The organism is Kitasatospora sp. NPDC054768 (assembly GCF_053612025.1).
In genome coordinates this window covers 1-23,001 of record NZ_JBSHBN010000036.1, presented here as the reverse complement: position 1 = coordinate 23,001, position 23,001 = coordinate 1, and the positions used below count along the sequence as shown (strand labels likewise).

The 23,001-nt window shown below is 71.9% G+C and carries 16 protein-coding genes and 1 pseudogene; 12 read left to right on the top strand and 5 right to left on the bottom strand.

The annotated features are described in order from the left end of the window. Positions 1-266 precede the first annotated feature (266 nt). The gene (locus ACWGKU_RS13935; RefSeq protein ID WP_331768791.1) at positions 267-1,079 is read left to right on the top strand and encodes an isocitrate lyase/PEP mutase family protein; all 813 of its coding nucleotides are present in this window, start codon (positions 267-269) and stop codon (positions 1,077-1,079) included. Between the two features lie 78 nt (positions 1,080-1,157). On the opposite strand, the gene ACWGKU_RS13930 is transcribed toward ACWGKU_RS13935, so the two are convergent. From ACWGKU_RS13930 to ACWGKU_RS13915, 4 genes are all read right to left on the bottom strand, one after another. Beyond that, positions 1,158-1,742: a DUF6434 domain-containing protein gene (locus ACWGKU_RS13930; protein ID WP_331768790.1), complete on the bottom strand. Its 585-nt coding sequence runs from the start codon at positions 1,740-1,742 to the stop codon at positions 1,158-1,160. A 366-nt stretch (positions 1,743-2,108) separates the two neighbouring features. Then, complete coding sequence (locus tag ACWGKU_RS13925; protein ID WP_401050716.1) at positions 2,109-2,474, bottom strand: hypothetical protein; 366 nt, start codon at positions 2,472-2,474, stop codon at positions 2,109-2,111. Between the two features lie 89 nt (positions 2,475-2,563). Next, positions 2,564-3,037 (bottom strand): hypothetical protein, encoded by a 474-nt coding sequence (locus ACWGKU_RS13920; protein WP_331768788.1) that lies wholly within the window; start codon positions 3,035-3,037, stop codon positions 2,564-2,566. A 690-nt stretch (positions 3,038-3,727) separates the two neighbouring features. After that, entirely contained in the window at positions 3,728-5,530 is a 1,803-nt protein-coding gene (locus tag ACWGKU_RS13915; protein ID WP_452178422.1) for a hypothetical protein, read from the bottom strand. A gap of 322 nt (positions 5,531-5,852) precedes the next feature. Here ACWGKU_RS13915 and ACWGKU_RS13910 point away from each other — a divergent pair, with 322 nt between their 5' ends. After that, complete coding sequence (locus ACWGKU_RS13910) at positions 5,853-6,575, top strand: hypothetical protein (protein WP_401050710.1); 723 nt, start codon at positions 5,853-5,855, stop codon at positions 6,573-6,575. A gap of 432 nt (positions 6,576-7,007) precedes the next feature. Here the strand turns inward: ACWGKU_RS13910 and ACWGKU_RS13905 are convergent, their stop codons facing one another. Continuing rightward, positions 7,008-9,494 carry a hypothetical protein gene (locus ACWGKU_RS13905; RefSeq protein WP_452178423.1) on the bottom strand — a complete coding sequence of 829 codons (2,487 nt, stop codon included), beginning with the start codon at positions 9,492-9,494 and terminating at the stop codon, positions 7,008-7,010. Between the two features lie 1,136 nt (positions 9,495-10,630). Here ACWGKU_RS13905 and ACWGKU_RS13900 point away from each other — a divergent pair. The 10 genes and pseudogenes from ACWGKU_RS13900 (at position 10,631) to ACWGKU_RS13855 (ending at position 22,781) form a co-directional block, all read left to right on the top strand. Further along, positions 10,631-11,546 (top strand): annotated as a pseudogene (locus ACWGKU_RS13900) (CRISPR-associated endonuclease Cas3''). Continuing rightward, positions 11,501-12,379 carry a hypothetical protein gene (locus tag ACWGKU_RS13895; RefSeq protein ID WP_452191442.1) on the top strand — a complete coding sequence of 293 codons (879 nt, stop codon included), beginning with the start codon at positions 11,501-11,503 and terminating at the stop codon, positions 12,377-12,379. The pseudogene ACWGKU_RS13900 and the gene ACWGKU_RS13895 overlap by 46 nt, the downstream one beginning before the upstream one ends. Before the next feature lie 36 nt (positions 12,380-12,415). Continuing rightward, positions 12,416-13,516 carry a helicase-related protein gene (locus ACWGKU_RS13890; RefSeq protein ID WP_331768781.1) on the top strand — a complete coding sequence of 367 codons (1,101 nt, stop codon included), beginning with the start codon at positions 12,416-12,418 and terminating at the stop codon, positions 13,514-13,516. A gap of 233 nt (positions 13,517-13,749) precedes the next feature. Further along, positions 13,750-16,095, top strand: coding sequence for a type I-E CRISPR-associated protein Cse1/CasA (casA, locus tag ACWGKU_RS13885; RefSeq protein ID WP_331768780.1), 2,346 nt, complete (start codon positions 13,750-13,752; stop codon positions 16,093-16,095). Positions 16,096-16,166: 71 nt separating this feature from the next. Next, positions 16,167-17,306: a type I-E CRISPR-associated protein Cas7/Cse4/CasC gene (cas7e, locus tag ACWGKU_RS13880; RefSeq protein ID WP_331768779.1), complete on the top strand. Its 1,140-nt coding sequence runs from the start codon at positions 16,167-16,169 to the stop codon at positions 17,304-17,306. Next, positions 17,306-18,172 carry a type I-E CRISPR-associated protein Cas5/CasD gene (cas5e, locus tag ACWGKU_RS13875; RefSeq protein ID WP_331768778.1) on the top strand — a complete coding sequence of 289 codons (867 nt, stop codon included), beginning with the start codon at positions 17,306-17,308 and terminating at the stop codon, positions 18,170-18,172. The genes cas7e and cas5e overlap by 1 nt, the downstream gene beginning before the upstream one ends. A gap of 4 nt (positions 18,173-18,176) precedes the next feature. Further along, positions 18,177-18,950 (top strand): type I-E CRISPR-associated protein Cas6/Cse3/CasE, encoded by a 774-nt coding sequence (gene cas6e / locus ACWGKU_RS13870; RefSeq protein WP_331768777.1) that lies wholly within the window; start codon positions 18,177-18,179, stop codon positions 18,948-18,950. A 3-nt stretch (positions 18,951-18,953) separates the two neighbouring features. Then, complete coding sequence (cas1e, locus tag ACWGKU_RS13865; RefSeq protein WP_331768776.1) at positions 18,954-19,976, top strand: type I-E CRISPR-associated endonuclease Cas1e; 1,023 nt, start codon at positions 18,954-18,956, stop codon at positions 19,974-19,976. Continuing rightward, the gene (gene cas2e, locus ACWGKU_RS13860) at positions 19,973-20,251 is read left to right on the top strand and encodes a type I-E CRISPR-associated endoribonuclease Cas2e (protein ID WP_331768775.1); all 279 of its coding nucleotides are present in this window, start codon (positions 19,973-19,975) and stop codon (positions 20,249-20,251) included. Before cas1e ends, cas2e begins: the two co-directional genes overlap by 4 nt. Positions 20,252-22,451: 2,200 nt before the next feature. Continuing rightward, complete coding sequence (locus ACWGKU_RS13855; protein ID WP_331768773.1) at positions 22,452-22,781, top strand: hypothetical protein; 330 nt, start codon at positions 22,452-22,454, stop codon at positions 22,779-22,781. Positions 22,782-23,001: the final 220 nt, after the last annotated feature.

The window sequence follows — 23,001 nt, the reverse complement described above, 5'->3', positions numbered from 1 at the left end:
CTGACAGTCGTGACGGACAAGGTCCGTCCGACAGCCCCTCCCCCGCTCCCGAAGGGCTCCGAGGCGCCGCACCACCCACCGTGCCCGGTGGACACAGCGGAGGTGGCGCTGCTCCTGAGATCGAGCAGCGTCCGACCGAACCAATCACGAGAACCGGCAGCGTCTCGTGATCGCGAAGCCCATCGCTCGGAGGTGGCCCGGGCTCGCGCACGTTCGTGTCTGTTTCCCGCCGGACAACGGCCTCACCTGCTGGTTTTCTGAGGGGCATGTCCAACGCAAGCAAGTCCTCGCTCTTCCGATCCCTCCACACGCCCGCTCGCCCACTCGCACTCGCGAACGCCTGGGACGTCGCCAGCGCCCGCGTCATCGAAGCCGCAGGGGCGACCGCGATCGCCACCACCAGCGCCGGGGTGGCCTGGTCGCTCGGCGCCCCGGACGGGGACCGCGTCCCCCGGGGCCCCGTGCTGGACGCCATCGCCCGCATCGCGTCGGCGGTCACCGTTCCGGTGACCGCCGACATCGAAGCCGGCTACGGACAGAACCCCGCCGAGGTCGCGGAGACCGTCACGCGGGTACTGGAAGCCGGCGTGGTGGGCATCAACATCGAGGACGGCATCCGCCCCCCGGGCACGCTCGTCGACCGGCTCGCGGCCGCCCGCGGTGCAGCGCAGAGGGCGGGCGTCGACCTGTTCGTCAACGCCCGCATCGACACCTACCTGCTCGGACTGGGCGACCCCGCCACCCGGCTGCAGGACACACTGGGACGGGCACGCTCCTACATCGACGCCGGGGCAGACGGGATCTTCGTCCCCGGCGTCACGGACCCCGGCGTCATCAAGGACCTGGCCGCAGGGCTGACGGTCCCCCTCAACATCATGGCGGGGCCGGGCACCGTGCCGGTGGACGAGCTGGGTGCCCTCGGCGTGGCCCGTGTCAGCCTCGGTTCGAGCGTGGCGCAGGCCGCCTACGCCGTGGCACGGCATGCGGCGCTCGAACTGCACCGCGTCGGCGGCTACGACTGCCTCCGGCAGAGCATCGACTACCCGGAGCTCAACAGCCTGTTCACCGCGACCGGCTGACCACCCCCGGCTGCACGCCCGGGGCAGTCCGGACGCGGTGTGCCCTGCTCCCTCGGCCCTCCCCGCGAGCGCGTGCCGTCAGCCGCCGGTGGGGGGTTTGGGGAGTGCGCGGTGGGCGTACCAGGCCTCGCGGGCCTGGGCGCGAGTGCCGGTCGGGTTCGTACGGTGCCAGGCGCTGGTGAAGCGGTTGAACTCGAACTGCTCCCCGATCTCGCGGGGCCGGAGTATCTCCGGGCGCGTGGAATGCCAGTGGGTCACCGCATCGGCCAGGGTCAGGCCGGCTCCCCGGGCGATGAACTCGCGCATGAAGGCGTCGAAGTGGAAGCCGGGGCCGATCGTTCCGACGAAGTACTCCCGTAGGACCTGGCTGCACCGCTGGCCCGGCGGGATCACCGTGTCGCCGTCAACGGGCGCGGCCAGCTGCGCGGTCGCCCGGGAACGGCCCGCCGGGGTGGCCGGTAGCGGCAGGCCGTCCAGTGCCGCGGCGAGCCGGGCGGTGAGCGCCGCCTTTCCGCCGTGCCGCGCGACGTCCATCGAGCGGGCGAGAACCGTCAGCTCGTCCAGCGTCCAGTACCAGCGCAGCAGTTCGTCGCCGGTGAGGCCGGCCGTCAGCGGGGGCCTGGACTCGATGATTGTCGTACTGGTGTTCCGGCTCTCGATCACGGTCGTGATTCTGCCGGATCCTGTTCAGGGGGTCCGTCCCCGCACTCTCCCTCCCCCGTCACCTCTCCCCCATTGGTTGCAGGCGTTGCTTCGAGGCTGAGGGCGGACGATTTTCCGCGGAAAATTCCACGGCCCCGGGAGAGACGGCGTCGTCGGTGCACGCAAGGACGCCCGCGCCTGGCCCGCCGTCCGCCCTGCGGGCCGAACCCGGCTCCGTCACCTTCACTCCGGAAGGGGAGCGAAGGAGGGCGACAGCCCGCTGAGTGGTTCGCGGGATGGTCTGCTCGTCAGGCCCCGGCGCGACTTCCCCTGACAACAGCAGGGCCTTCCCCGGCTGCCATCCGCGGCGCCGAGGAAGGTGTTCCGTCACACGTCCCGCTCACCGAACACGCGGACCACCCATTCGTCGAGCCGGATGCCGAACGCCACCGCCGAATCGATCCCCGAAGCCGGAAACGTCCCGGCATCGTCCACGCCGGCGAGATGGTCGACGTCGGCCCAGCCGCCTCGGAACAGCACCACCGACAGCTGGGTCTCCTCGGGACCGGAGACAAGAACCCCCACCGAGTCGGGATCGGCCACCCGCGTCCTGTCCGTCTCAAGGCGCTGCGGCCACGGCGCCGTCTCGTCGCGCCACGTCATCTCGCCCACCACGAGACCAGCGGCCCGCCAACCGGACGTCCGCGCCGCCACCTCCGCAGCCGCCTCGTCGAGATCCACGATCGTCTCCATGGGGTGGAGCATGGCCGACCCAGCCGCGGTCCTCCACCGAATTCCGCCCGTACGACAGGCGGGTGCTGCCATGCGTGACTGGTTGACGGTCAGATCCGACTTCCCGGGTGCCGTGCATTCCAGGCTCGGATGACGGCGGCTCGCTGGTCCTCAAGACCGACGACGTCTCCGGGCTCGGCCGGGGCGAAGATGTCGACGATCTCAGGGGGCTCGCCTTGAAGGTCCGGAAAGCGGACGTACGCGTGCCGTCCGTTACTGAACTGGCGCAACTGTCCCGACGGATGAACGTCAGGACGGGCTCCCTGGCAGCAGAGCAGACGGCCGTCGCGCTCCAGCTGCCGCCGGGCCTGGGCGAGGCAGTCGAGGTAGTCGGTTCCGCTGATCTCGGTGAGAACATCGTCGTCGAGGAGCGCGATGAGTGCGCCGGAAGGCGGACCGATGCGAAGGACGACAGGTCGGAGGAGGCCGTCCGGGTCCACGGTCCGAAGGCTCACTTCGTCGATCCAGCTCGCCGGGGAGATGCTGCTGTTCGAGGTGCTGTCCTCGCCGAGACCACTGTTCATGCCGACGATGATCGCCGCGGGAAGCCGACTCGGGAAGGGTTGGGCAGTCGGGAGGAGGACCCCGGATCCTCTCCTCGGCCGTCGGCGCCGCTCCGCGGATGCAGCCGGACGATTTTCCGCGGAAAATTCCCAGCCGCAGAATGCGCACCGTCAGCGCCGGACCGTCGAACCGACCGACCGGGCCGGCTCCCTGTTCACCAGCATCCGACGTGGGAGTCAGTGGTGCTTCGGTGAGTCGTGCGCTTCCCGGCTCTACCGTCCGGCGGCGACCGGTCATGCCTCCCCGGTACACCTCGTCGGCCTCAACCCCCGGTACCACGCGACTGCTCGCTGCCCCCGGACCGGCGGATCGATCCGGGACCGGCGGAATGGCCGGGAGGCAGGGGACCCACTGCACCGCTGCCCTGGTCGGCCCGGTCGGCCCGGTCATCGGGGCCCGGTGGAGGATTCCGATTTTCCGCGGAAAATCCTGCATCACCCTCGAACCCTCCCCGGGACGACGGCTTCCGGGGCGCCGAATTTTCCGCGGAAAATTCTGCACGCGGATCGCGGGTCACCCCCGGCGGACCCGAGCCGGTACGGAGAGGTGGGCCAGGCGCGCCGACTTCCCCTCGGATGTCACGGGTGTGTCGTCGCGGGAGCGAGTACCCGTGCTCAACTCCGGGACCTGGCCCCACTCCCCCGGTGGTGTCAGCCGAGCATCCGGCGCGCCGTCTCGCGCAGCTGGTCGTCACGGTGCCGCTGGGCCGGGAAGCAGGTGCCGTACTCGCGCAGCAGTCGGCGTTCACTGGTCGCCCAGTGCAGCAGCTGCGGCCGGAGGTCGGACGGATAGGGAGGCCCGATCCGGTGGACTGCCTGAAGGGCCCGCACACCCACGGGGCGGGACGGATCCAGCAGCGCGGTCAGACCAGGGAGCGCGACGGACGGATCGCCGGTGATCCGCCAGTGGGCCTCGGCGGCGTGCAGCCGGGTCCAGTCGTAGCCGTCGTCCAGGTAGCACTCGATCAGCGGCAGCAGGGGAGCGGCCGCATCGCCCAGGCGTCCTGCCTCCTCCAGCCGCCGACTGTCCTCGGCGAGCTGGTGTGCCAGCAGGCGCAGGACAGTGCCCGGATCGTCGGTGAGGAGGGCGGTGGTGACGGCTGCCGCGGCCGCGAGCTCGTCATCGGTTGCGCGGGTGAGGGCTTCCAAACGGTCGAGGAGTCCGGAGTCCCGGATCGCCCAGTCGCCGAAGCGGCGGACGAGGGTCTGGGTGGGGCGGTCGCGCAGCAGGCGCGTGAGGTCGGGCAGATGGGTGCGGGCCTCCTCGACGGAGAGAGCGTCGTAGAGGCTGTCCAGGTGGGTGGCGTCCCGGTGCCGCAGGGCGAGGCGCTGGTGCTCGGGGTCGCGGGTACGGAGAGCGAGCGCGGCCAGTGCCTCCGGCGCCGGGTCGGGAACGTGGGTGAGGAGCCGCGGATCGCCGAGCTGACCGAGGATCATCTGGGCGCGGCGGCCGGCGAGGGTGTCGGTGTGGACGTGGGGGAGGAGGTTGTCGGCGAGCGCCGGGTCGGGGCGGGAAGCCCCGAACAGGTACTGGGAGATCACGTCGAGCAGGCCGCCGAGGTCCCAGCGGTCGGGCTCGTGGCGGAGGGCTTCGGTGAGCAGACTGACGGTCTCGTCCTCGCGGTCGCGCCACATCGCCGACAGGTGTCGGGCTCGGCGCGTGCCGCGGCCCTGGTGGTCCCCGTGGGTGATCCATCCGCGGGCCACCGCCGCCAGGGCGTACGCGTCCTCGGTCAGGATCCAGATGCGTTCGTCGGTGTTGCCGATCCCCGGGACGAACTCACCGGCACTGACGTCGAAGCCGGGGTCGCCCCCGGCCTCGGCCAGGACAGCGACCACGTCGGCCGGGTAGGGCGCCTCTGAACGTTCCAGCAGGGCCAGAGCGCCGGCGGCGCGGACGGCCGGCATCGGGTCCGTCAGGGCCGACCGGAGGCGGCGGCGGGCGGCATCGCCGTCCGGGTCGAGCAGCGTCAGGACGGTGAGCGCCTCGGCGCGGACAGCGGCGGCAGGGTCGGAGGTGCAGCGAGCGGTCAGCTCGCGCAGGACAGCGGGGACGGTCTCGCCGGTGGCACGGCGGGCGACGCGCACCATGTTGCGGCGCACCATCGGGTCGTCGTCGCGCAGCAGGTGCAGCAGCCCGGCCACCTCGGCCGCGATCCGGGCACACCCCTGCACCTCGTCGTCGTACTCCGGCTCGGCTTCGGTGCCGCCGCATCCGGCCAGGGCGGCGAGCAGGTCCGCCCGTTCGTGGCGGGTGTGCGTCGCTGCGTGGGCGAGGAAGGGAACGGCCGTCACCGCGGCCGATGACACCGACCCCTGGTGCAGTGCCCGGCCGAAGAACGCGGACAGCGCCTTGTCCGCCAGGTGCCGATCGTCGGAGTACAGGGCGCGTATCCAGCCGGGGACGTCGCTGCCGTCGCCGAAGGCGTGTCCCAGAGACGGCCAGTCGATCATGTGCAGCTCTTCAGGTGATCTCACACCGGCACACTCCAAGTACGGGCACGGACAGTGCCCGCGGCCGCGACTCCGGCCGCGACTCCGGCCGCGACGAGGGGCTGGCGAGTGCGACCCGGATCGGCTCGACGCGGTTCCAGTCCCTGCGCCGAGGGGCCGCCCGTTTCGCCGCCTCACCGATTTTCCGCGGAAAATTCTGCGGCTCTCGTCTGGCCGAAGTCGTCCGTCTCTGTCATCGGTCGGCCCGCCGACCGGCCATCAGGAGAGTCGGCCGGTACCCGGGGGATTCATCTCGGGAGCCTTCAGACGGTTGAATGCCCGGGTGGTGAACTGGACACGGATGTACGACTGCCACGGGGACGTCGATCGCGTTCCCGAGCTTCTGGACCGCGTGGAGCGCGAAGGCGATGCCGAGGCGTGGACGGAGCTCGGGTACCGGCTGTGCCTGGAAGGCGACCTCGTCTTTCCCGCGAGCTTCGCAGCCCTTCCCCGCCTCGTGCGGCTCGCATCGAGCGATCAGCGGGCGCGCGCACTGGCCGGCACGATCGTACGGCGCGCGGCAGGGCACCACGGCTGCGACGATCTGTTCGCCGACTGCGCCGGGACGATCGCCGAGTTCCATGTGCTGCTGGACCGGTACCTGACGTCGCGGCCGAACGACTACCTCGCGGCGTTCCTCGACCTGCTGGCGGTCAACGCGCAGTACCACTGGAGCGCCGCCCTGGGGGACTTCACGGACGACTTCTACCACCTGGCCTGCCCCCACTGCGGTGCGGAGGTGACGATCGCCATCGGCGACCACGGGCGCTACTCGGCGATCCGGGAGTGGAACCTGGGCGACGTGGAGCGACACGACCTGCGGCCGGCGGCCGGTGAGGAACTCTCGGGGACCGGCCGCTGGATGCACGACACTGCCGTCCGGGACGGGCAGGAGGCACTCGCCGCCGGGATCCGGTATCTGTTCGGCCGTGCAGAATGCCCACGCTGTGCCAGCGTGTTCAACATCGCGGACGAGTACACGTCCGCCGAATGCCCCGGCCCGTAGCGATCGGCCGTCCAAGCGCTGGGTTCTCGCAGGAGCCGGCAGAACGACAGGGGCAGGCGCCAACAGCAGCCCGAGCTGTACCGAACGGTCACCCTGCCGGGCAGCTCTCGACAGGCGGGCACGATTTTCCGCGGAAAATTCCTCGTGCCCAGTGCGGCCACGACGGTGACGTGTCCGGCCTCCATCCGCACGGGCGCCTCAACCGGGACCCGGACACCCCGGCTCTGCCCGAGGCCCTCCGGATGCCTTGGAATTTTCCGCGGAAAATCCTGAGGCATCCGAAGGACGGCGGGGCAAGGCGGTCCGAGCAACCGCGGAGCACTGTGCGGATGGCCAGGGCTGAGACGCCGGCGTTCCCGCCGCAGCCGGTTCCATGGGGCATCCGCCAGGGCGGGCCGATGCACTCCTGGCCCGGGCTACAGGCTCCGGGCCTCAGACGTCACGGCGCCAGCGGTCGCCGGCGAACCGGTTCAGCGCGACCTCCAGGTCGAGCGGCACCATCTCGGTGGGGCCCAGCTCCCACACCCGGACCCAGCCGTCCGAGGTGGTACGGAACCGCGGCGACTCCCGTCCGGGCATCGGCTTCATCACGAGGTAGTACGAGCTGATCAGACCGAAGGAGCCGGACTCCCTGTTCCTGTGGGACCGGATCCTGAGTACCCGTACCTCCGCCACGTCCTCCCACCGCAGCCGCAGCTTGCGGCCACCATCGAGCTCCACGCCCTTGCCGTCGATGCGCAGTCGCGTCGCGACAGCCCGCAGGGCCAGTGCCCCCAGGACCAGGACGCAGAGCGCGCCGAGCAGTACGGGCCCTTGGCGCACCAGCAGCAGCCAGGTCCGGTACCAGTCGTCCCGGAAGCCCGAGCCCGAGGACATCGGGGAGACCACCAGGAGGAACACGACGACCGGCGTCAACAGATCGAATGCCAACGCCCGCAGGGCCCCGAGGCTCCGCACGCTGCTCCTGAGCACCACCTCGCGCGGTCCTGCGGAACCGGCGGGCATATCGCCCGGCGCCCCGTCGGTGAGCCGCGATCGCAACTCGGCGTGCCGGAACTGGTAGACCCCGCCGACTCGCCGCAGCACGCCCAACCGACGGCCGTCCTCAAGGAAACCCAGCAGGTCCCGTGGCAGACGTCGTCTACCCGCCAGGATGAGGCACGTGGCGGTCCAGCGGCCCCATCGGCTGAGGCCCATCAGCACCGCGGCCGAGCACGACCAGCTGATGACGAGGCCGCCACCGATGAGCAGCGGATCGCCGTCGAGCCAGTGGAAGAACGCCACTGAGGTGCCCGCGACGGCCGGCGCGACCAGTGCGGATTCGACCAGGGCGATCCTGCGCTCGTCGCGCAGCAACTGCCTCGGCCTGGCCGCCATGTCGAACTCGGTCGACCGCGTCAGGAGCACACCGGAGAGGAGGGGAAGCAGGAAGACGCACAGGCTTGCCGATGTGGTGCCGGGCAGGGCCACACCGACGGCTGTCGAGGCAGCGGCCGACGCGGCCAGGAGCACCCGGCCGCCGATTCCCGCCGCCGGCCTTCGTGGGCGGTTGTCGAAGCCGCTGAACAAGTGCCTGGTGATGACCCGTCCGAACGCCGTGGCGATGATGGCGACCGCGGCGACGGCCCCGAGCGCCTGGCCCACCCCCGGGATCCCGAGCCCGGGTCGCGGGGGAGCGGCCCCCAGGAGGGTGGCCAGTCCTGCGATCGCGTAGCCGGCCGCAGTGCCGCAGACGCCCACGACGACGAGGACGACGGCGCCCCAGACGCCCGGCTCGGTCAGCAGGCTCCGCAGCTGCCACCATGCGATGTCATGGGTGCGCCGGCGGTGGAGGTCATCGGCCAGGAAGCGGAAGTACGCGGGCGCGCAGTCGGGCCTCCAACGGGGCACCGGCCCGGGGAGGTAGGAGGGCCGCGGCCCTTGCGCGCAGACGGCAGGGATCAGCCCGTCCAGGAGATGGCCCTCGATGTCCGCCTGCGTGGGGAGCAGCGTCGCATCGAGCAGTTCCCGAGGATCGGACTCCTTCGGCGCGTACACCGTCGCCGCGAGCCAGAGCATCAGCGGAGAGGACAGGGCGGTGGCGACCGGGCCCTCGGGGTCGCCCTCCATGGCGTCGAAGAGAGCCTGCCAGGGGCCGAGCCGGTCCCGATGGCACATCTGGGCGAGGTAGGCCCTGCCGGCCTGCGGCGGGACGGGGCGGGCACGCAGAACGGGCACACCGCGCAGCACCGGCGAGGAGTCCACGGCATGCCGGTACGCCTCCGGCCGGGACGTCAGGACCAGGGGGTCCTTGCTGCCGAGCGCGCGCTTCAGTGCTTCCACCGCGTTCGTGCGAGCCAGCGGCAGCAGTTCGTCGAAGCCGTCGAGCACGGGAACGATCCGCCGACTCCGCACCAGGGACTCGACGGTGGGCCGATCCAGACCTGCCACGAGATCCCCGTAGTCCTCGCCGATACGTCTGACGACCCAGTCCTGGATGCTGATCCCCGGCTCCCACTCGGACATCGACAGGATGACCGGGACGCTCTCCCGCGAGCCGGGGACCCTGGCTCTGGCTTCCAGCAGTTCGACCACGATCAGGACGACCAGGGAAGACTTTCCCGCCCCGCCAGGACCGGTGACCACCAACTGGTGCGGTGCGAGCGCCCGGAGTCGAGCGACCACGTCCTCGAACCCGAGCTGCTCAGGCACCCCCCTGTGCGAGTCGCTCCCGTGAGGTTGCTCCAGCTCCCACGGAACCAGCATCGGAACCCGCTCCCGCAGACCGCGGACGTTGGCCTCGTCACGCCACTGCTCCAGGACCTCGCGGGCCAGCCCGTCCAAGGCGCTTTCCTCGGCGTCGGCGGGGGCCGGCTCTCCCTGGCGGGGCGCGAGGACGGAGCCGATGTGGACGGCGCCGATGTTCCTCGCCTGGATCAAGTTCCGAGGCGATCCCTCGTTGTGGTTGTGCACCTCTCCAGTCACGGCGACATGCTGTCAGGCCGGCGCCTGTGCGCGAGGGGCTTCCGGTGGACCGGCTGAGGCTCCTCGATGCTGTGCGGGCACCGGTTGGAGACCGATGACCTCGGCTGATCATGGAATTCCACGCCGGGCGACTTTTGCAGCGAACGCGGAGAACACAAAAGACTCATGTAAACAATTAATAGACATTGCATGGCCGGGCGTGCCCTGCTCGAGCCACGGACCCCACGAAGCCGACGGCGAGTCCAGGCTCGGGCCCGGGGCCGAGCCCGGCTGTCACTTCGACGGCCGGACTCCGCATCCACGAGGATGCGGAGCACTCGTGCCGGGCCGCCGGGACCGATGCGCCGGTGACGACGAGTGGCCTCCGACCGCGGTGTACGCGTGGCTCGTCTGCCGCGAGCGCGCCCTCCACCCCCACCGGGCGGCGGGGCGCTGCGCTTCGAGCCCACCGCCTGGCCCTGGCCGACCACTCGGCGTGCATCCAGCGGCTGCTCCGATCGGCGCAACGGGCTGACGCGCGAGCAGTTCGCGCAGGGCGGCGGCGACCTCAGCCGGTGATTCCTCCACCGTGAAGTGCCCGTAGGCGGCGGTCGCGTGCTGCAGACCCTCGGCTGGACGCCGCCCAGGACCCCACCGCCACCGCCGCCCGGCTGTGGACCAGGCCACCACCGCCCTGAAGACCCGCGGCAGCCGATCCCCGCGCGGCCGGAACAGTCCCCGCGAGCGCGGGGCCGACCCGCCGGCCTCCCCGTGGAACCCAAGATCCGGGGAGCAACCCCCGCGAGCGCGGGGCCGACCGCCGGGTCCGGGGCGGGCGGGACGACGTGGAGGAGCAACCCCCGCGAGCGCGGGGCCGACCACGGAGACTTTGCCGTTGCGGGCGTCCGCGAAGAGCAACCCCCGCGAGCGCGGGGCCGACACTTCCTGAGCTGCGGTGATGCGTTTCAGTAGGCGCTGGTTGATTCAGTTCGATTCGGTCGGCGATCCGTCGTGGTGCTCATGTGGTGACGTCATCTCTTCGATGGGCTGGGCGGGTTGTCAGTGCTGGGTCCTAGGCTCGTGAGCGTACTCGTTCATGGAGGTTCAGGACGATGGTTGAGGACCGCTGGCGCTTGTACCCGCCCGAGGCCAGGGGCTGGCTCGGGGCGTTGTGGGGCAAGTCGGCGGGGCGGGCCGGGGGGACTGCCAACCTGCTGTTGTCGCACATGCTGGACACCGCGGCGGTGGCGGAGATCGTGTGGGACCGTTACCTTCCAGCGGTCACGCGGCGGCGTCTGGACGCCGTCGCCGGGGGGGCGGGGGATGGGGCGGCGTCTGTTCGCGTGGCTGTGCGGGATTCATGACTGCGGCAAGGCCGTGCCCGCCTTCCAACGCCTTGACCCCGCCGGGGAGGCCGCCGTCCGCGGGTCGGGCCTGTCCTGGAACAAGTACGCGGTGAACTCGGAGACCTGGCGGCACGACAAGGCCGGCGGCCGTCTGCTGCGGGCTGTGCTCGCCGACGCGGGGTGGGCGGAGGAGCAGGTCGAGTGGGTCTGGCCGTTGGTCGCCGGCCACCACGGCCGATTCCCCGCCCTGGGCCAGTTGCCTCCGAAGAAGGCGGACCTGCAGGGGAAGGGGCCGTCCTGGAAGCTGGCTCAGTCGGCGCTGGTGGAGGTGTTCTCCCGGGAGCTCGGCTTCGAGGGAGAGTCACGGTTGGCCGCGGTGGAACCTGTCCTGGTGCCGGGGCGTGCGGTGCAGCTCCAGCTGTCCGGCTTCGTGGTGATGGCGGACTGGATCGCCAGCGATGAGCGGCATTTCGCCGGGGTGTTGGACCTGGCGGCGGTGACGATGCCGCAGGCGCGGCAGCGGGCCGCGGCGGCGTGGGAGCGGCTCGGCCTGCGTGGTGGGTGGGGAGTGTTGCCGGTACCGGTCCGGAGACGTTCCGGGACCGCTTCGGCCACGGGCCCAGGCCCTCGCAGGAGTTGGTGCTCGACGTGGTGCGCCGGATGGGCGGGGCGGGCCTGGTGATCGTCGAGGCGCCGATGGGGGAGGGGAAGACGAAGGCGGCGCTGGCGGCGGCCGAGTTGATGGCCGCGCGTCACGGTGCGGACGGGGTGTTCCTGGGCATGCCGACCCAGGCGACCGCGGACCCGATGTTCACCCAGGTCCGGTCGTGGCTGCGCGGGGTCGGCGACGGACTGGAGGACCAGGTCGCGCTGCTGCATGGAAAGCGGATGTTCAACAAGGAATGGCGTGGCCTGCTCGAGGGGGCAGGAGAGTGGGGTCAGGAGGCGGACGACCCCTTCCGTACCGTGGACGAGTACGGCCTGTCCGCGGATTCCTGCGACGGATGCCCGGACGGGGAGCGCAGGGCTCCCGCCGAGTGGTTCCTGGGCCGTCGCCGCGGTCTGCTGAGTCCGTTCGCGGTCGGCACCATCGACCAGCTCCTGTACGCCGCGACCCGGACCAAGCACGTGATGCTCCGGATGGCGGGCCTGGTGGGCAAGGTCGTGATCCTGGACGAGGTCCACGCCGCCGACGTCTACATGTCGCAGTTCCTCCTGGAGGGCCTGTGGTGGCTCGGCCAGGCCGGGGTGCCGGTGGTGCTGCTGTCGGCGACCCTGCCACCCGAGCAGCGCCGCCGCTTGGTCGCCGCATACCTGGCTGGTACGCGGTCCGCTGAGGTTCCGGAGACCCTGGAGCTCCCCGAGCCGCAGGGCTACCCGAGCGTGACGGCGGCCTGGCCCGGACAGGGCGGCAGCCCACAGCTGCTGGTCGAGAGCACCGGATCCTGGCGCGAGGACCTCAAGGTGCGGATCGAGGTGCTCGACGAGCCGCCGACGCGTAGCGCTTCCCACTAGGGCGCGCAGCACGTACCGGAACCGGCGGACGCCGCCGTGGCGGACTATCTGAAGGAGAGGCTGGCCGACGGCGGATGCGTACTGATCATCCGCAACACCGTGGCCCGCGCCCAGGCCACGTTCGACGCCCTCCACAAGGAGTACGGCACCGACGTCCGCCTTCTGCACGGCCGCCTGCACGCGGGCCATCGGGCCGACCGTACGCAGGAGGTGCTGGACAAGCTCGGACCGCCGGCGAAGGGTGTCGAGCGGCCCGGCAGACTGATCGTGGTCGCCACCCAGCTCGCGGAGCAGTCCTTCGACGTCGACGCCGACCTGCTGATCACCGACCTCGCCCCGATCGACCTCCTCCTCCAGCGCATCGGCCGCCTCCACCGCCACGACGGCGTCAAGCGCCCCCACGCGCTGTCCCGGCCCACGGTCGTCGTCACCGGCGTCGGCCTCGACGGTGACGGCGCGCCGTACATCCTGCGCGCCTCCGAGGGGATCTACGGCCGCTACCTTCTCCTGCGGACGGCCGCCGAGGTCGAGCGGGTGGCGGCCGCCGCAGGAGCGTGGAACATCCCGGGCCGGGTGCCGGATCTGGTCGCCCGGGTCTACGGCACGGACCCGGTCGTCCCGGCGGCATGGGCCAAGGCCGAGGCACAGGGCCGGCAGGAGTGGGAGCAGCGGCAGGCCGAGCGTCGCGCGAAGGCCGCCGAGTACGTGCTGACCCGGGCGGGCGAGCACGGGTCGCCGACGCTGGCAGGGCTGCACTACGGAGGCCACGGCACGCTCTCCGAAGGCCAGTTCGAGGCCCTCGTCCGGGACGGGGACCCCAGCGTGGAGGTGGTCCTGGTCCACCGGGAGGAGGGCGGCTTCCGGGCGGTGACGGGCCGCAGGCTCGGGCCGAACGGCGAAGTCGCCGCGGCGGTGGTCGACGACGTGCTCTCCGGGACGGTGCGCCTTCCCGTCAGGCTGACCGAACCGGCGAAGCAGGCACTCGGCCCCCTGCCGGGATGGCGGGACCATCCGTGGCTGCGCTACAGCCTGGCCCTGGAGCTCGACGGTCAGGGCGAGGCGGTCATCGGAGACTTCCGGCTGCGCTACGACGACCTGCTCGGCCTCGTGGTGAGCGGAGGAAGACCGTACCGGTAGCGGGTCGTGTGGGCGGAACAGACGCAGTGCCGCTCCGCCCACACACCCCCAACCCCGCGAGCGCGGGGCCTACTTGCAGCCGAACCCGGCTCGCAAACACGGCCAGGGGCCATCCCCGCGCATGAAACCCGCGGGACCGAGGGGCAATTCAAGCATTCGCCTCACACCGGAGAGTCGCGGGTGCCACGATGAACCAGCAACGAGCTAAACATGGCTAGTTGGGAGAACAGCGCGTGCCTGGGTACAACCTTGTCGACGAACCGTGGTTGGCGGTGCGCCCCGTCGGCGGGGGGCCGCCCGTGGAGCTGGGGATCGCCGAGGCCCTGGCCCGTGCCCACGAGCTGGAAGGCCTCGTCGTCGAGTTCTCCACCCAGCTGCCGGCCGTCCTGCGCCAGGTCCTGTTGCCCGTCGTCGCCCACGCCACCGGCGCACCCCGGACGCTGCGGGAGAAGGGTGACCGGCTCGCGCAGAAGGACGGGTTCACCGAGGACGAGCTGAACATGCTCCAGGCGTACCTAGACGAGCACCGCGCGAAGTTCGACCTCTTCGATCCGGTCGACCCGTTCGCACAGGTCGCCGGGCTACGGACTGCCAAGGACGAGACGAAGGGCTCTGCGGCCCTGGTGGCGACCGCGGCGAGCGGCAACAACGTGCCAGTTTTCGCCAGCCGCACCGACGCGGACCCGCTCGATCTGACGCCGGCCCAGGCTGCCCACTGGCTCGTGCACACGCACTGCTGGGACACCGCGGCGATCAAGACCGGCGTCGTCGGCGACGACCAGGTCAAGGCGGGCAAGACGACCGGGAATCCCACCGGTCCGCTCGGCCAGCTCGGCGTCATCATCCCCATCGGGCGCACCCTGTACGAGACCCTTCTGCTGAACCTGCCGGTCACGCCGATCGGTGTCCTCGGAGCCCCGCAGTGGACAAGGGGTCCGCACGGCCCCTCCTGGAAGCCGCGCGCGGCCGAGGGCCTGCTCGACCTGTGGACCTGGCAGGCCCGGCGGATCCGGCTCATCCCGCACGAGAACGATTCCGGCCGGCTGAAGGTCGCCCGGGTGGTCATCAGCGCCGGAGACCGACTCACGGCCCTGTCCGTACAGGAGCCGCACACCGCCTGGACGTTCACCGCGCCCGCCAAGAAGTCCGTGTCGGCACTGCCCGAACGCAGGCCGCGCCGGCACACCCAGGGCAAGGCCGCCTGGCGGGGCCTGGACGCCCTCCTCACCCCCATCCGCCAGGGCCCGGACGGCGCCTTCGAGACCAGCGTTCTGCTCGACGAGGCCAGCGCCCTGCGGGAGATCGGCAAACTCACGGCCGACTACCCGCTGCAGGTCGAGACCTTCGGCATGGTCTACGGCACCCAGTCCTCCGTCGTCGAGGACGTCATCCACGACGCGATCCCGCTGCCGCTGCTGGCCCTCCACCAGGACAGCGAGGCCCACCAGCTCCTCCTGGACGTCGCCGAGCAGGCGGAACAGCTCGCGAAGGCCGTCAATAACCTTTCCGCCGACCTGCGCCGGGCCGCCGGGACCGACCCCATCCCCTGGGACAAGGGCCAGCGCCCCGGCGACCTCCTCCTGCACACCCTCGACCCCCTGGTGCGGCGCCTGCTCGCCGGCGTCCGCGACGCCGGAACCGACGAAGACGTCCTGGAGCGGGGCAGGCTCGCCTGGGAGGAACTGGCCCACCGCCTGGCACGGGAGGCGGCGAACGAGCTCCTGCTGGCCGCCCCTGCCAGCACCTTCGCGGGCCGCATCGTCGGCCCGGCAAGCAAGTCGGGCAAACCGCAGACCTACAGGCTCGGCACCGCTGGCGCGAACTTCCGGCGCCAGGTCAACGAGATTCTCCCCCGTTACGCCGACGCCGTTCGGGAAGCGGCCGCCGCCCGCGAGGCCGAGACCGGACCCGCCCTCGAACCCGACCCGATCCCGATTCCGGAGCGGACCTTGACTACTGAGCACACCACCGCCGCCAAGCGGTGCCGGTACTGGGACCGGTTCACCGCCCACGACCACACCTGGCGCATCGACCCGCGTACCGAGCAGCCGCGCCGACCGCCCGGCGAGGACCTCGCGGCCCTGCGCTCCGGCCTCGGGCGCCCCGTCATGGACAGCCCCAAGATGTGTGCGTTCTACAGCTGCGAGGTCAACGACGTCCTGGCGTTGCGCGACGAGGTCTCCGACGAGCAGAAGGCCGAGCACGCCGCCCTCGCCCTCTACGGCCTGCACCAGCAGAGCCAGTCCACGCCTATGCACCGCCGAGGAGTCAAGCTCGGCGAGGCCCTGCGAGCCCTGCGCCGCAGCGGCAAGTTCAGCGAGGAGGCACTCGACACCCGCGTCGCCCAGCTCGCGGGCGCCACCAGCGTGTCCGCGCTGCTGGTGCATCTGCGCGGCCTGGTCACCCAGCTGCGGACCGTCGGGCAGCCGCTGGACTACAACCACCTGATGGCCGACATCCAGGCCTGGCACCACACCGACCGGCGCCCGCAGGTCCGCCTCAAGTGGGCCATCGGCTATCAGGCCTGGAAGGACAAGGGCAAGGACAAGGACAAGGACAAGGGCGCCGCCGGTAGCTGACCGAGCCGGCGGGCAACCGCAGCCCCGGCACACCCGCCACCACCGGCACCACCACCTTCGAGGAGAAGCGCATGACCGACCGCCTCTACATCGACGTGCACATCCTGCAGACCGTCCCGCCGGCGAACCTCAACCGGGACGACAACGGCAACCCGAAGGAGGCCTACTTCGGCGGCAAGCGACGCTCCCGCGTCTCCTCCCAGGCCTGGAAGCGCGCCACCCGGATCCACTTCACCGAGAGCCGCGACCCGCAGGACCTCGCCACCCGCACCAAGCGGATCGCCTCCCAGCTCGCCAAGGGCATCGCCGAGCGCAGCGGCATCGCGGCCGAAGACGCGCAGCGGATCGCCGATGCGCTGATCAAGTCGACCGGAATCTCCGCGGGCAAGAAGGCGGGCGACACCGCCTACCTGCTCTTCTACGGGCGCCGCCAGCTGGACGCCATCGTCGCCCTGGTCGCCGACAATGCCACCGACCTCGCCGCCCTCGACGCCAAGGCCCTTGAGGAGGCCGTCAAGACCCTGCCGGTCAAGGAGCAGCTGCAGACCGGCCACCCGGCCGACGTGGCGTTGTTCGGCCGCATGGTCGCCGACATCCCCGGACTCAATGTCGACGCCGCCACCCAGGTCGCGCACGCGATCTCCACCCACGCCGCCGAGCTCGAATTTGACTACTACACGGCTGTCGACGACGAGAACAGCGAGGACGAGACCGGCGCCGGCATGATCGGCACCATCGGCTTCAACTCCGCGACCCTCTATCGCTACGCGACCGTCGGCCTGCACCAGCTGCGGGAGAACCTCGGCGACGACAAGGCCGCCGTCGACGCCGTCGACCTGTTCGTCGACTCCTTCGCCCGTTCCATGCCCACCGGTTACGGCAACTCCTTCGCCCACCGCACCCGCCCGAGCCTGGTGGCCGTCGTCGTGCGCGCCGACCAGCCAGTCAACCTCGTATCCGCGTACGAGAACCCCGTCCCGGCGAGCCAGGGCATCGTCGCCGAGTCCGCGCGCCGCCTCGCGGCGGAGTTCGCCAACGCCACCGAGCAGTGGGGCGACACCCCGCTGTACGTCGGCATCTGCCACACCCTCGGCGCCGACACGGAGGAGACCGGGGGGAAGCTGCTGGAGGCCTTCGGTGCGAACCGCACCTTCCCCGACCTGCGCGAGGGCCTGCGCACCGTGCTCATCGAGGGGGTGAACGACAACTGATGCCCGCCGACCCCACCCCCGCACCGGCCCCGGCCCCGCAGGGCGAGGCGCAGGCGGTCCTCGTGCTGCGGCTGGCAGGTCCTCTCCAGTCCTGGGGCGACCGCAGCGCCTTCAACCGCCGCGACAGCAGGCCCCAGCCGACCAAGTCCGGCGTCGTCGGCCTGCTCGCCGCGGCCGCGGGCCGTCCGCGCGAAGCGGACATTACCGACCTGGTCGGGCTGCGCCTGGGCGTGCGCATCGACCAGCCCGGAACGCTGCTGCGCGACTACCACACCGTCAGCGACTACCGGGGCCGGCCGCTGCCGCAGGCCGGGGTCAACGCCAAGGGGATCCAGAAGCCGACCTCCCCGGCCAAGGACACCCACGTCACCCACCGCTACTACCTCCAGGACGCGGTGTTCGTCGCCGCCGTCCAGGGCCCGGCCGCGCTCGTCGAGATGCTCGCCGAGGCGATCCGCCGCCCAGCCTTCCCGCTCGCCCTCGGCCGGCGTTCCTGCGTCCCCACCCAGCCGATCGCCCTCGGCGCGGTACGCGACGGGACCCTGGAGGATGCCCTGGCGGGCGAGCCCTGGCAGGCGGGCGTCGCTGCCAAGGAGGCCTACCGGCGGCGGTCCCGGAAGAGCCCGGAGCCGTTCTCCCCGCACCGGATCGACCTGGCCGCGACCTTCGACGACCCGTCGGGTGACGACACCCTCCAGGACGTCCCGCGTTCCTTCGACCCCCGCGAACGCGGCTTCTCCACTCGGAGAATCCGCCACGCCTGGCTCACCGTTCCCACCGGCCTCGACCCGACGAACACGACCACGACCACCCAGCCGGCCACCGAGGCTGGCGGCCACGACCCGTTCGCCCTGCTGGGCTGGTGACCCGATGACCTACCTCTCCCGCGTCCGCATCAACCCCCTGCGCGCCGCCAGCCGCACCCTGCTCGCCAACCCCCGCGCCCTGCACGGCGCCGTCACGGCCGGCGTCCCCGACATCGCCCCCGGCGACCGGGTCCTGTGGCGCCTGGACGCCGACCACCCGCGCCGCCCCGCGCTGCTGGTCCTCACCCCGTCCAAGCCGGACTGGACCCACATCGTCGAACAGGCCGGGTGGCCCGACGCCGACGGCGAGCACTACGCGATCCGCGACTACAGCCCCCTGCTCGGCCAGCTCGCCGTGGGCCGCGAGTTCGCCTTCCGGGTCAAGGCCAGCCCCGTCCAGAACACCGCCAAGCCCGACAAGGCGAGCGTGCACCGCACCAAGACCGCCGCCGAACTCCACCACCGCTCCTACCGCATGGCCCATCGCACCGCCGCCCAGCAGCTCACCTGGTTCCTGGACCGCACCGAGCGCTGGGGCTTCACCATCCCCGAGGCACGCACGGACGGTCCGGCGCCGGGCCTCGAACCCGACGCCTCGGACACCCCGGCCGACGCGCGGCCCGCCCGGGAGGTGCGGATCACCGACCGCAGCCGCAACACCTTCACCAAGCCCGGCACCCGCACCTCGGTCACCCTCACCACCGCTACCTTCGAAGGCCACCTGCGCATCAGCGACCCAGGCCTCCTGCAGGCCGCCCTCCTCGGCGGCATCGGCCCCTCCAAGGCCTACGGCTGCGGCCTGCTCACCCTCGCTCCGCTGCCCGCCGGAGCCCGCTGACCGATGGCCGACATCTGGTGGAAAGCCCACCCCCACGACCTGCACCGCCTCGCCGACCGCGTCTCCAGCGTCTACGTCGAACGCAGCCACATCGACCGTGATGAGAACGCCGTCGTCGTCATCAACAAGCGCGAGACCGTCCGCGTCCCCGCTGCCATGGTCGCCGTCATGCTGCTCGGTCCGGGCACCCGCATCACCCACGGCGCCGTCAACCTCCTCGCCGACTCCGGCACCACCGTGTGCTGGGTCGGCGAGCAGGGCGTGCGCATGTACGCGGCCGGCCTCGGCCCCAGCCGAGGAGCGGCCCTCCTCAACCGGCAGGCCTGGCTGGTCAGCCGCACCAAGGAGCGCCTGGCCGTCGCGCGGACCATGTACCGGATGCGGTTCCCCGGCGAGGACGTCAGCACCGCCACGATGCAGCAACTGCGCGGCCGTGAGGGCGCCCGCATCCGGAAGCTCTACCAGGCCGAGTCCCGCCGCACCGGCGTCCCCTGGAACGGACGGGTCTACAAGGCTGGCGACGCCCACGCCGCAGGCGACGACCTGAACCGGCTCCTGTCGGCGGCCAACGCCGCGCTTTACGGGATCTGCCACGCGGTCGTCACCGGTCTGGGCGCCAGCCCGGGGCTCGGCTTCGTCCACACCGGACTGGCGACCTCGTTCGTCCTGGACATCGCGGACCTCTACAAGGCCGAGTACACCATCCCCCTCGCCTTCGACCTCGCCCAGCAGGGGCACACCGAGGAGCGCGACGCCCGCCTCGGCCTGCGCGACCGCATTGCCCGGGACAAGCTGCTGGGCCGCATCGTGAACGACGTCAAGGCGCTCCTCAGCCCGGACGACACCGAGATGCCCGACGTCGAGGTCAACGAACTCTGGGACGAACGCGTCGGCGCCGTCCAGGGTGGCGTCAACTGGTCCGGCACGGAAGGCCCGTCGGTGCCCGCCGCCTCCGAACCAGGGATGGGTGACGAACACCTGGCCATCATCGGCCCGGAGTTCACCCAGGACACGAGCAGCCCGTGACCGTCATCATCCTCATTGCAGCCCCCGAAGGCCTCCGCGGCCACCTCACCCGCTGGATGGTCGAAGTCAACGCCGGCGTCTTCGTCGGCAACCCCAGCCGCCGCATCCGCGACCGGCTCTGGGAACTCCTCGCCACCCGCATCGGCGACGGCCAAGCCGTCCTCGTCGAACCCGCCACCAACGAACAAGGCTGGACCGTCCGCACCGCTGGCAAGGACCGCTGGAAGCCCGTCGACTTCGACGGACTGATTCTCTCGGCCCGCTCCCGCCGATAAACTCGCAGGTCACGAAGTGTCGGCCCCGCACGCGCGGGGATGGTTCCCGAGGGGCCCCGGATCGTCCACGACGGTCCGGGTCGGCCCCGCACGCGCGGGGATGGTTCGAACACGTGGCTGGTCGTCACGCGTGACGGCGAGTCGGCCCCGCACGCGCGGGGATGGTTCGGGAGTCACCTTTCAGGAGAGCGCCGTTGCTGGGTCGGCTCCGTACGCGCGGGGATGGTTCCTCGTCTAGAACGAAGACGATGATCGCCGGGTGCTTGTCGGCCCCCCGCACGTGCGGAACTCCAGCCGCCGGAGGCCCATGTCCACGGGGCATGGCGATGCGGCACGTTGCGTCCCGTCAGCGGTCGGCGGCGAACCGGACATGTGCCGTCCTTCGGCCATACCCGTCCGATCCTGGCGGCGCCACGGGTGTCACGGGCGGCCCGGTGCGAGCGCGGGATAGCGCAGCTCCAGGTCGAGGACGGCGGCGGGCGGGCGCTCGTGGTAGCGGACCCAGAACGGGGCTGCGCCCTGCTCCGCCTGCGGGTGGCAGAGGAGCCCGCGGGTGAGGCCGGTGTGGAGGTCATGGTCCTCGGTGTGTGCGGGGGCCGGCTTCCGGGGCGGAGCCGCAGACGGCGCAGCGGCCCTGGTGGTAAGCGAGGAGGCGTTCGGCGGGGCGTTGGCGGTGGTCGTAGGGCGGAATCGGCCAGGACAGGTACGCGGGGGCGGCGGTACTCCAGCGCTCCTCCCACCGGGCCCACAGCCGTTTGCGGACGGCGCAGCGTTCGCAGTCGGCGGGGGCAGCCGCCTTCGACGGGCGGGCAGAGCGGGGCGGCGTCGAGGGCGTGGCGCAGGTCGAGGCACAGGAGTTCGAGGGGCGGGGTGCCGGGTGAGGCCCAGCCGTCGGGGGCGGGTGGGGGCAGGGGGTGGTCGAGGAGGACGGCGGGGGCCATGGCGAGGCGGTCGGGGGTGACGGTGTTGGGTTCGAAGACGAGCTCCGGCACCCGCGCGGCGATCGCTTTGACGATGCGTTCGGGCATGGTGCTGGAGTCCAGTCGCGCCTGCCGTTGCGGCTGGTCAGCAGGGGGGCGGCGGCCGGTGTCCGGGTCGCGGCCGTCGATGCGGTGGGACAGGTGGTCGGCGATGGCCTACCAGACCTCGCGGGAGGGTTGGTGGGTGATGCTGCCGTCGCCCTTGGGGGCGGGGCAGGTGAGGGTGCGGATCCGGCGGTGCGGGTCCTCCTCGTGCAGGTCCTCCAGGTCGATGCCGACAGCCTGGCAGGGGCGCAGGCCGTCGAGGAGGAGTGGACGAGGAGGCGGTCGCGGTGCGGGGCGGTGTCGTACGGCCCGCGGCGGTGGCGGCCGGGCAGGGCGTCGTCGGCGGCGTACTGGAGAGCCGCGGCCTGCTCCAGGGGGAGCGGTGTGGTGCGGGGCGCAGTGCGGCGGCGTTGAAGGGGGGCTCGGGGATGTGGCCGGCGTCGGCGGCGTAGGCGTAGAACGCCGCGAGGGCGGCCAGGCGGCGGGCGGGGTTGTGCAGGGGGACGCGTGGTGCGAGCGGGCGGCGTGAGGGCCGGTCGGGGTTGGGGCGGCGCAGGGCGGGGGCGTAGGCCCAGGTGGTGGCCGTCGACTCGTCGGCGTTCCAGGCGCCGATGCCGGTGGTCTCCTGGGTGAAGTACAGCCAGTCCCGCAGGTCGGCCTCGTAGCGGGTGGGGGTGGTGCCCTGCAGGGCGCGGCCGTGCTTGCCGAGGCCGGCGGCGAGCCACCGGGTGAGGACGTCGTACGGGTCGGGGCGGGTCACCAGGAAACTGAATGCGGGGTGTCGGTGGTTGCTCCGTCCCGGCGGTGCCGGGGTGACCACGGTCCCGCCGCGGTGGTGCCCGCTCGTCCGGCCGCGTGGACGTCGGCCGACACGGGTGGATCGGGTCGGTGTCCGTGCGGCTGCGGCACGTCGGTAAGCAGCCAGCCATCGGACTCGGCCGGAGTCGTCTCGCCAAGGAGCTGGACTTCCTGCGATCCCCGGTCAGGTCTCTGCCGTACGCCCAACGAAGCCGGACCTGTCTTCGCCCGGGTGCGCCGCTGGCGGCGACCGGTGACCGACCAGCCCGAACGGCCGGCGCCGCTGCACGTCTTCCTCTCCGACGCCGCCGAACACGTCCTCGCCGCGCTGCGCTCCGGAGGGCCGGGCGCTCGGCCGCGAGGCCCAGCGCCGCTCCGTGGTCCACCTGGCCGGCGAGCCGCGCACCGCCACCCGGCTCTACGTCGAGGGCATCGACCCGGAGGCCGCCGCGGGTTACGGCACCGTCGTCGAGGACCCGGAGCAGGCCGACCTGGCGGTGGTCCGCCTCGCCACCCCGTACGAGCGGCGCGAGGGCATGCTCGAACAGCACTTCCACAGCGGTTCGCTGGAGTTCGAGCCGGCCGAGGTCGAGCGGCTCACCGCACTGGCCGCTACCGTGCCCACGGTCTTCGCCGCCCAGCTGGAACGGCCCGCCGTGTTCACCCCGCCGTCCTCACCCCGCTGGCCCCGCACGCGGCCCTGCTGATCGGGGAGTTCGGCGCCGCGGATGAGGTCGTCCTGGACGCCGCCCTCGGCCGCGCCCCGATGACCGCGACCCTCCCGTTCGACCTGCCCGCCTCGGACGCCGTCGTCGCCGCCTCCGGCGAGGACGTGCCCTTCGCCCCCGCGCCCCCTCTTCCGCCACGGCCACCGGGTGGTGGATGCGGGCCGAGCACAGAACGACCGGGGCGCGGCACCTCCGAGGG

Bases quoted from the DNA above. Each gene is read 5' to 3' on its own strand.
- ACWGKU_RS13935 (WP_331768791.1), top strand. From the start codon at position 267: ATGTCCAACGCAAGCAAGTCCTCGCTCTTCCGATCCCTCCACACGCCC.
- ACWGKU_RS13925 (WP_401050716.1), bottom strand. From the start codon at position 2,474: ATGGAGACGATCGTGGATCTCGACGAGGCGGCTGCGGAGGTGGCGGCG.
- ACWGKU_RS13920 (WP_331768788.1), bottom strand. From the start codon at position 3,037: ATGAACAGTGGTCTCGGCGAGGACAGCACCTCGAACAGCAGCATCTCC.
- ACWGKU_RS13915 (WP_452178422.1), bottom strand. From the start codon at position 5,530: ATGATCGACTGGCCGTCTCTGGGACACGCCTTCGGCGACGGCAGCGAC.
- cas7e (WP_331768779.1), top strand. From the start codon at position 16,167: ATGACCGACCGCCTCTACATCGACGTGCACATCCTGCAGACCGTCCCG.
- cas5e (WP_331768778.1), top strand. From the start codon at position 17,306: ATGCCCGCCGACCCCACCCCCGCACCGGCCCCGGCCCCGCAGGGCGAG.
- cas6e (WP_331768777.1), top strand. From the start codon at position 18,177: ATGACCTACCTCTCCCGCGTCCGCATCAACCCCCTGCGCGCCGCCAGC.
- cas1e (WP_331768776.1), top strand. From the start codon at position 18,954: ATGGCCGACATCTGGTGGAAAGCCCACCCCCACGACCTGCACCGCCTC.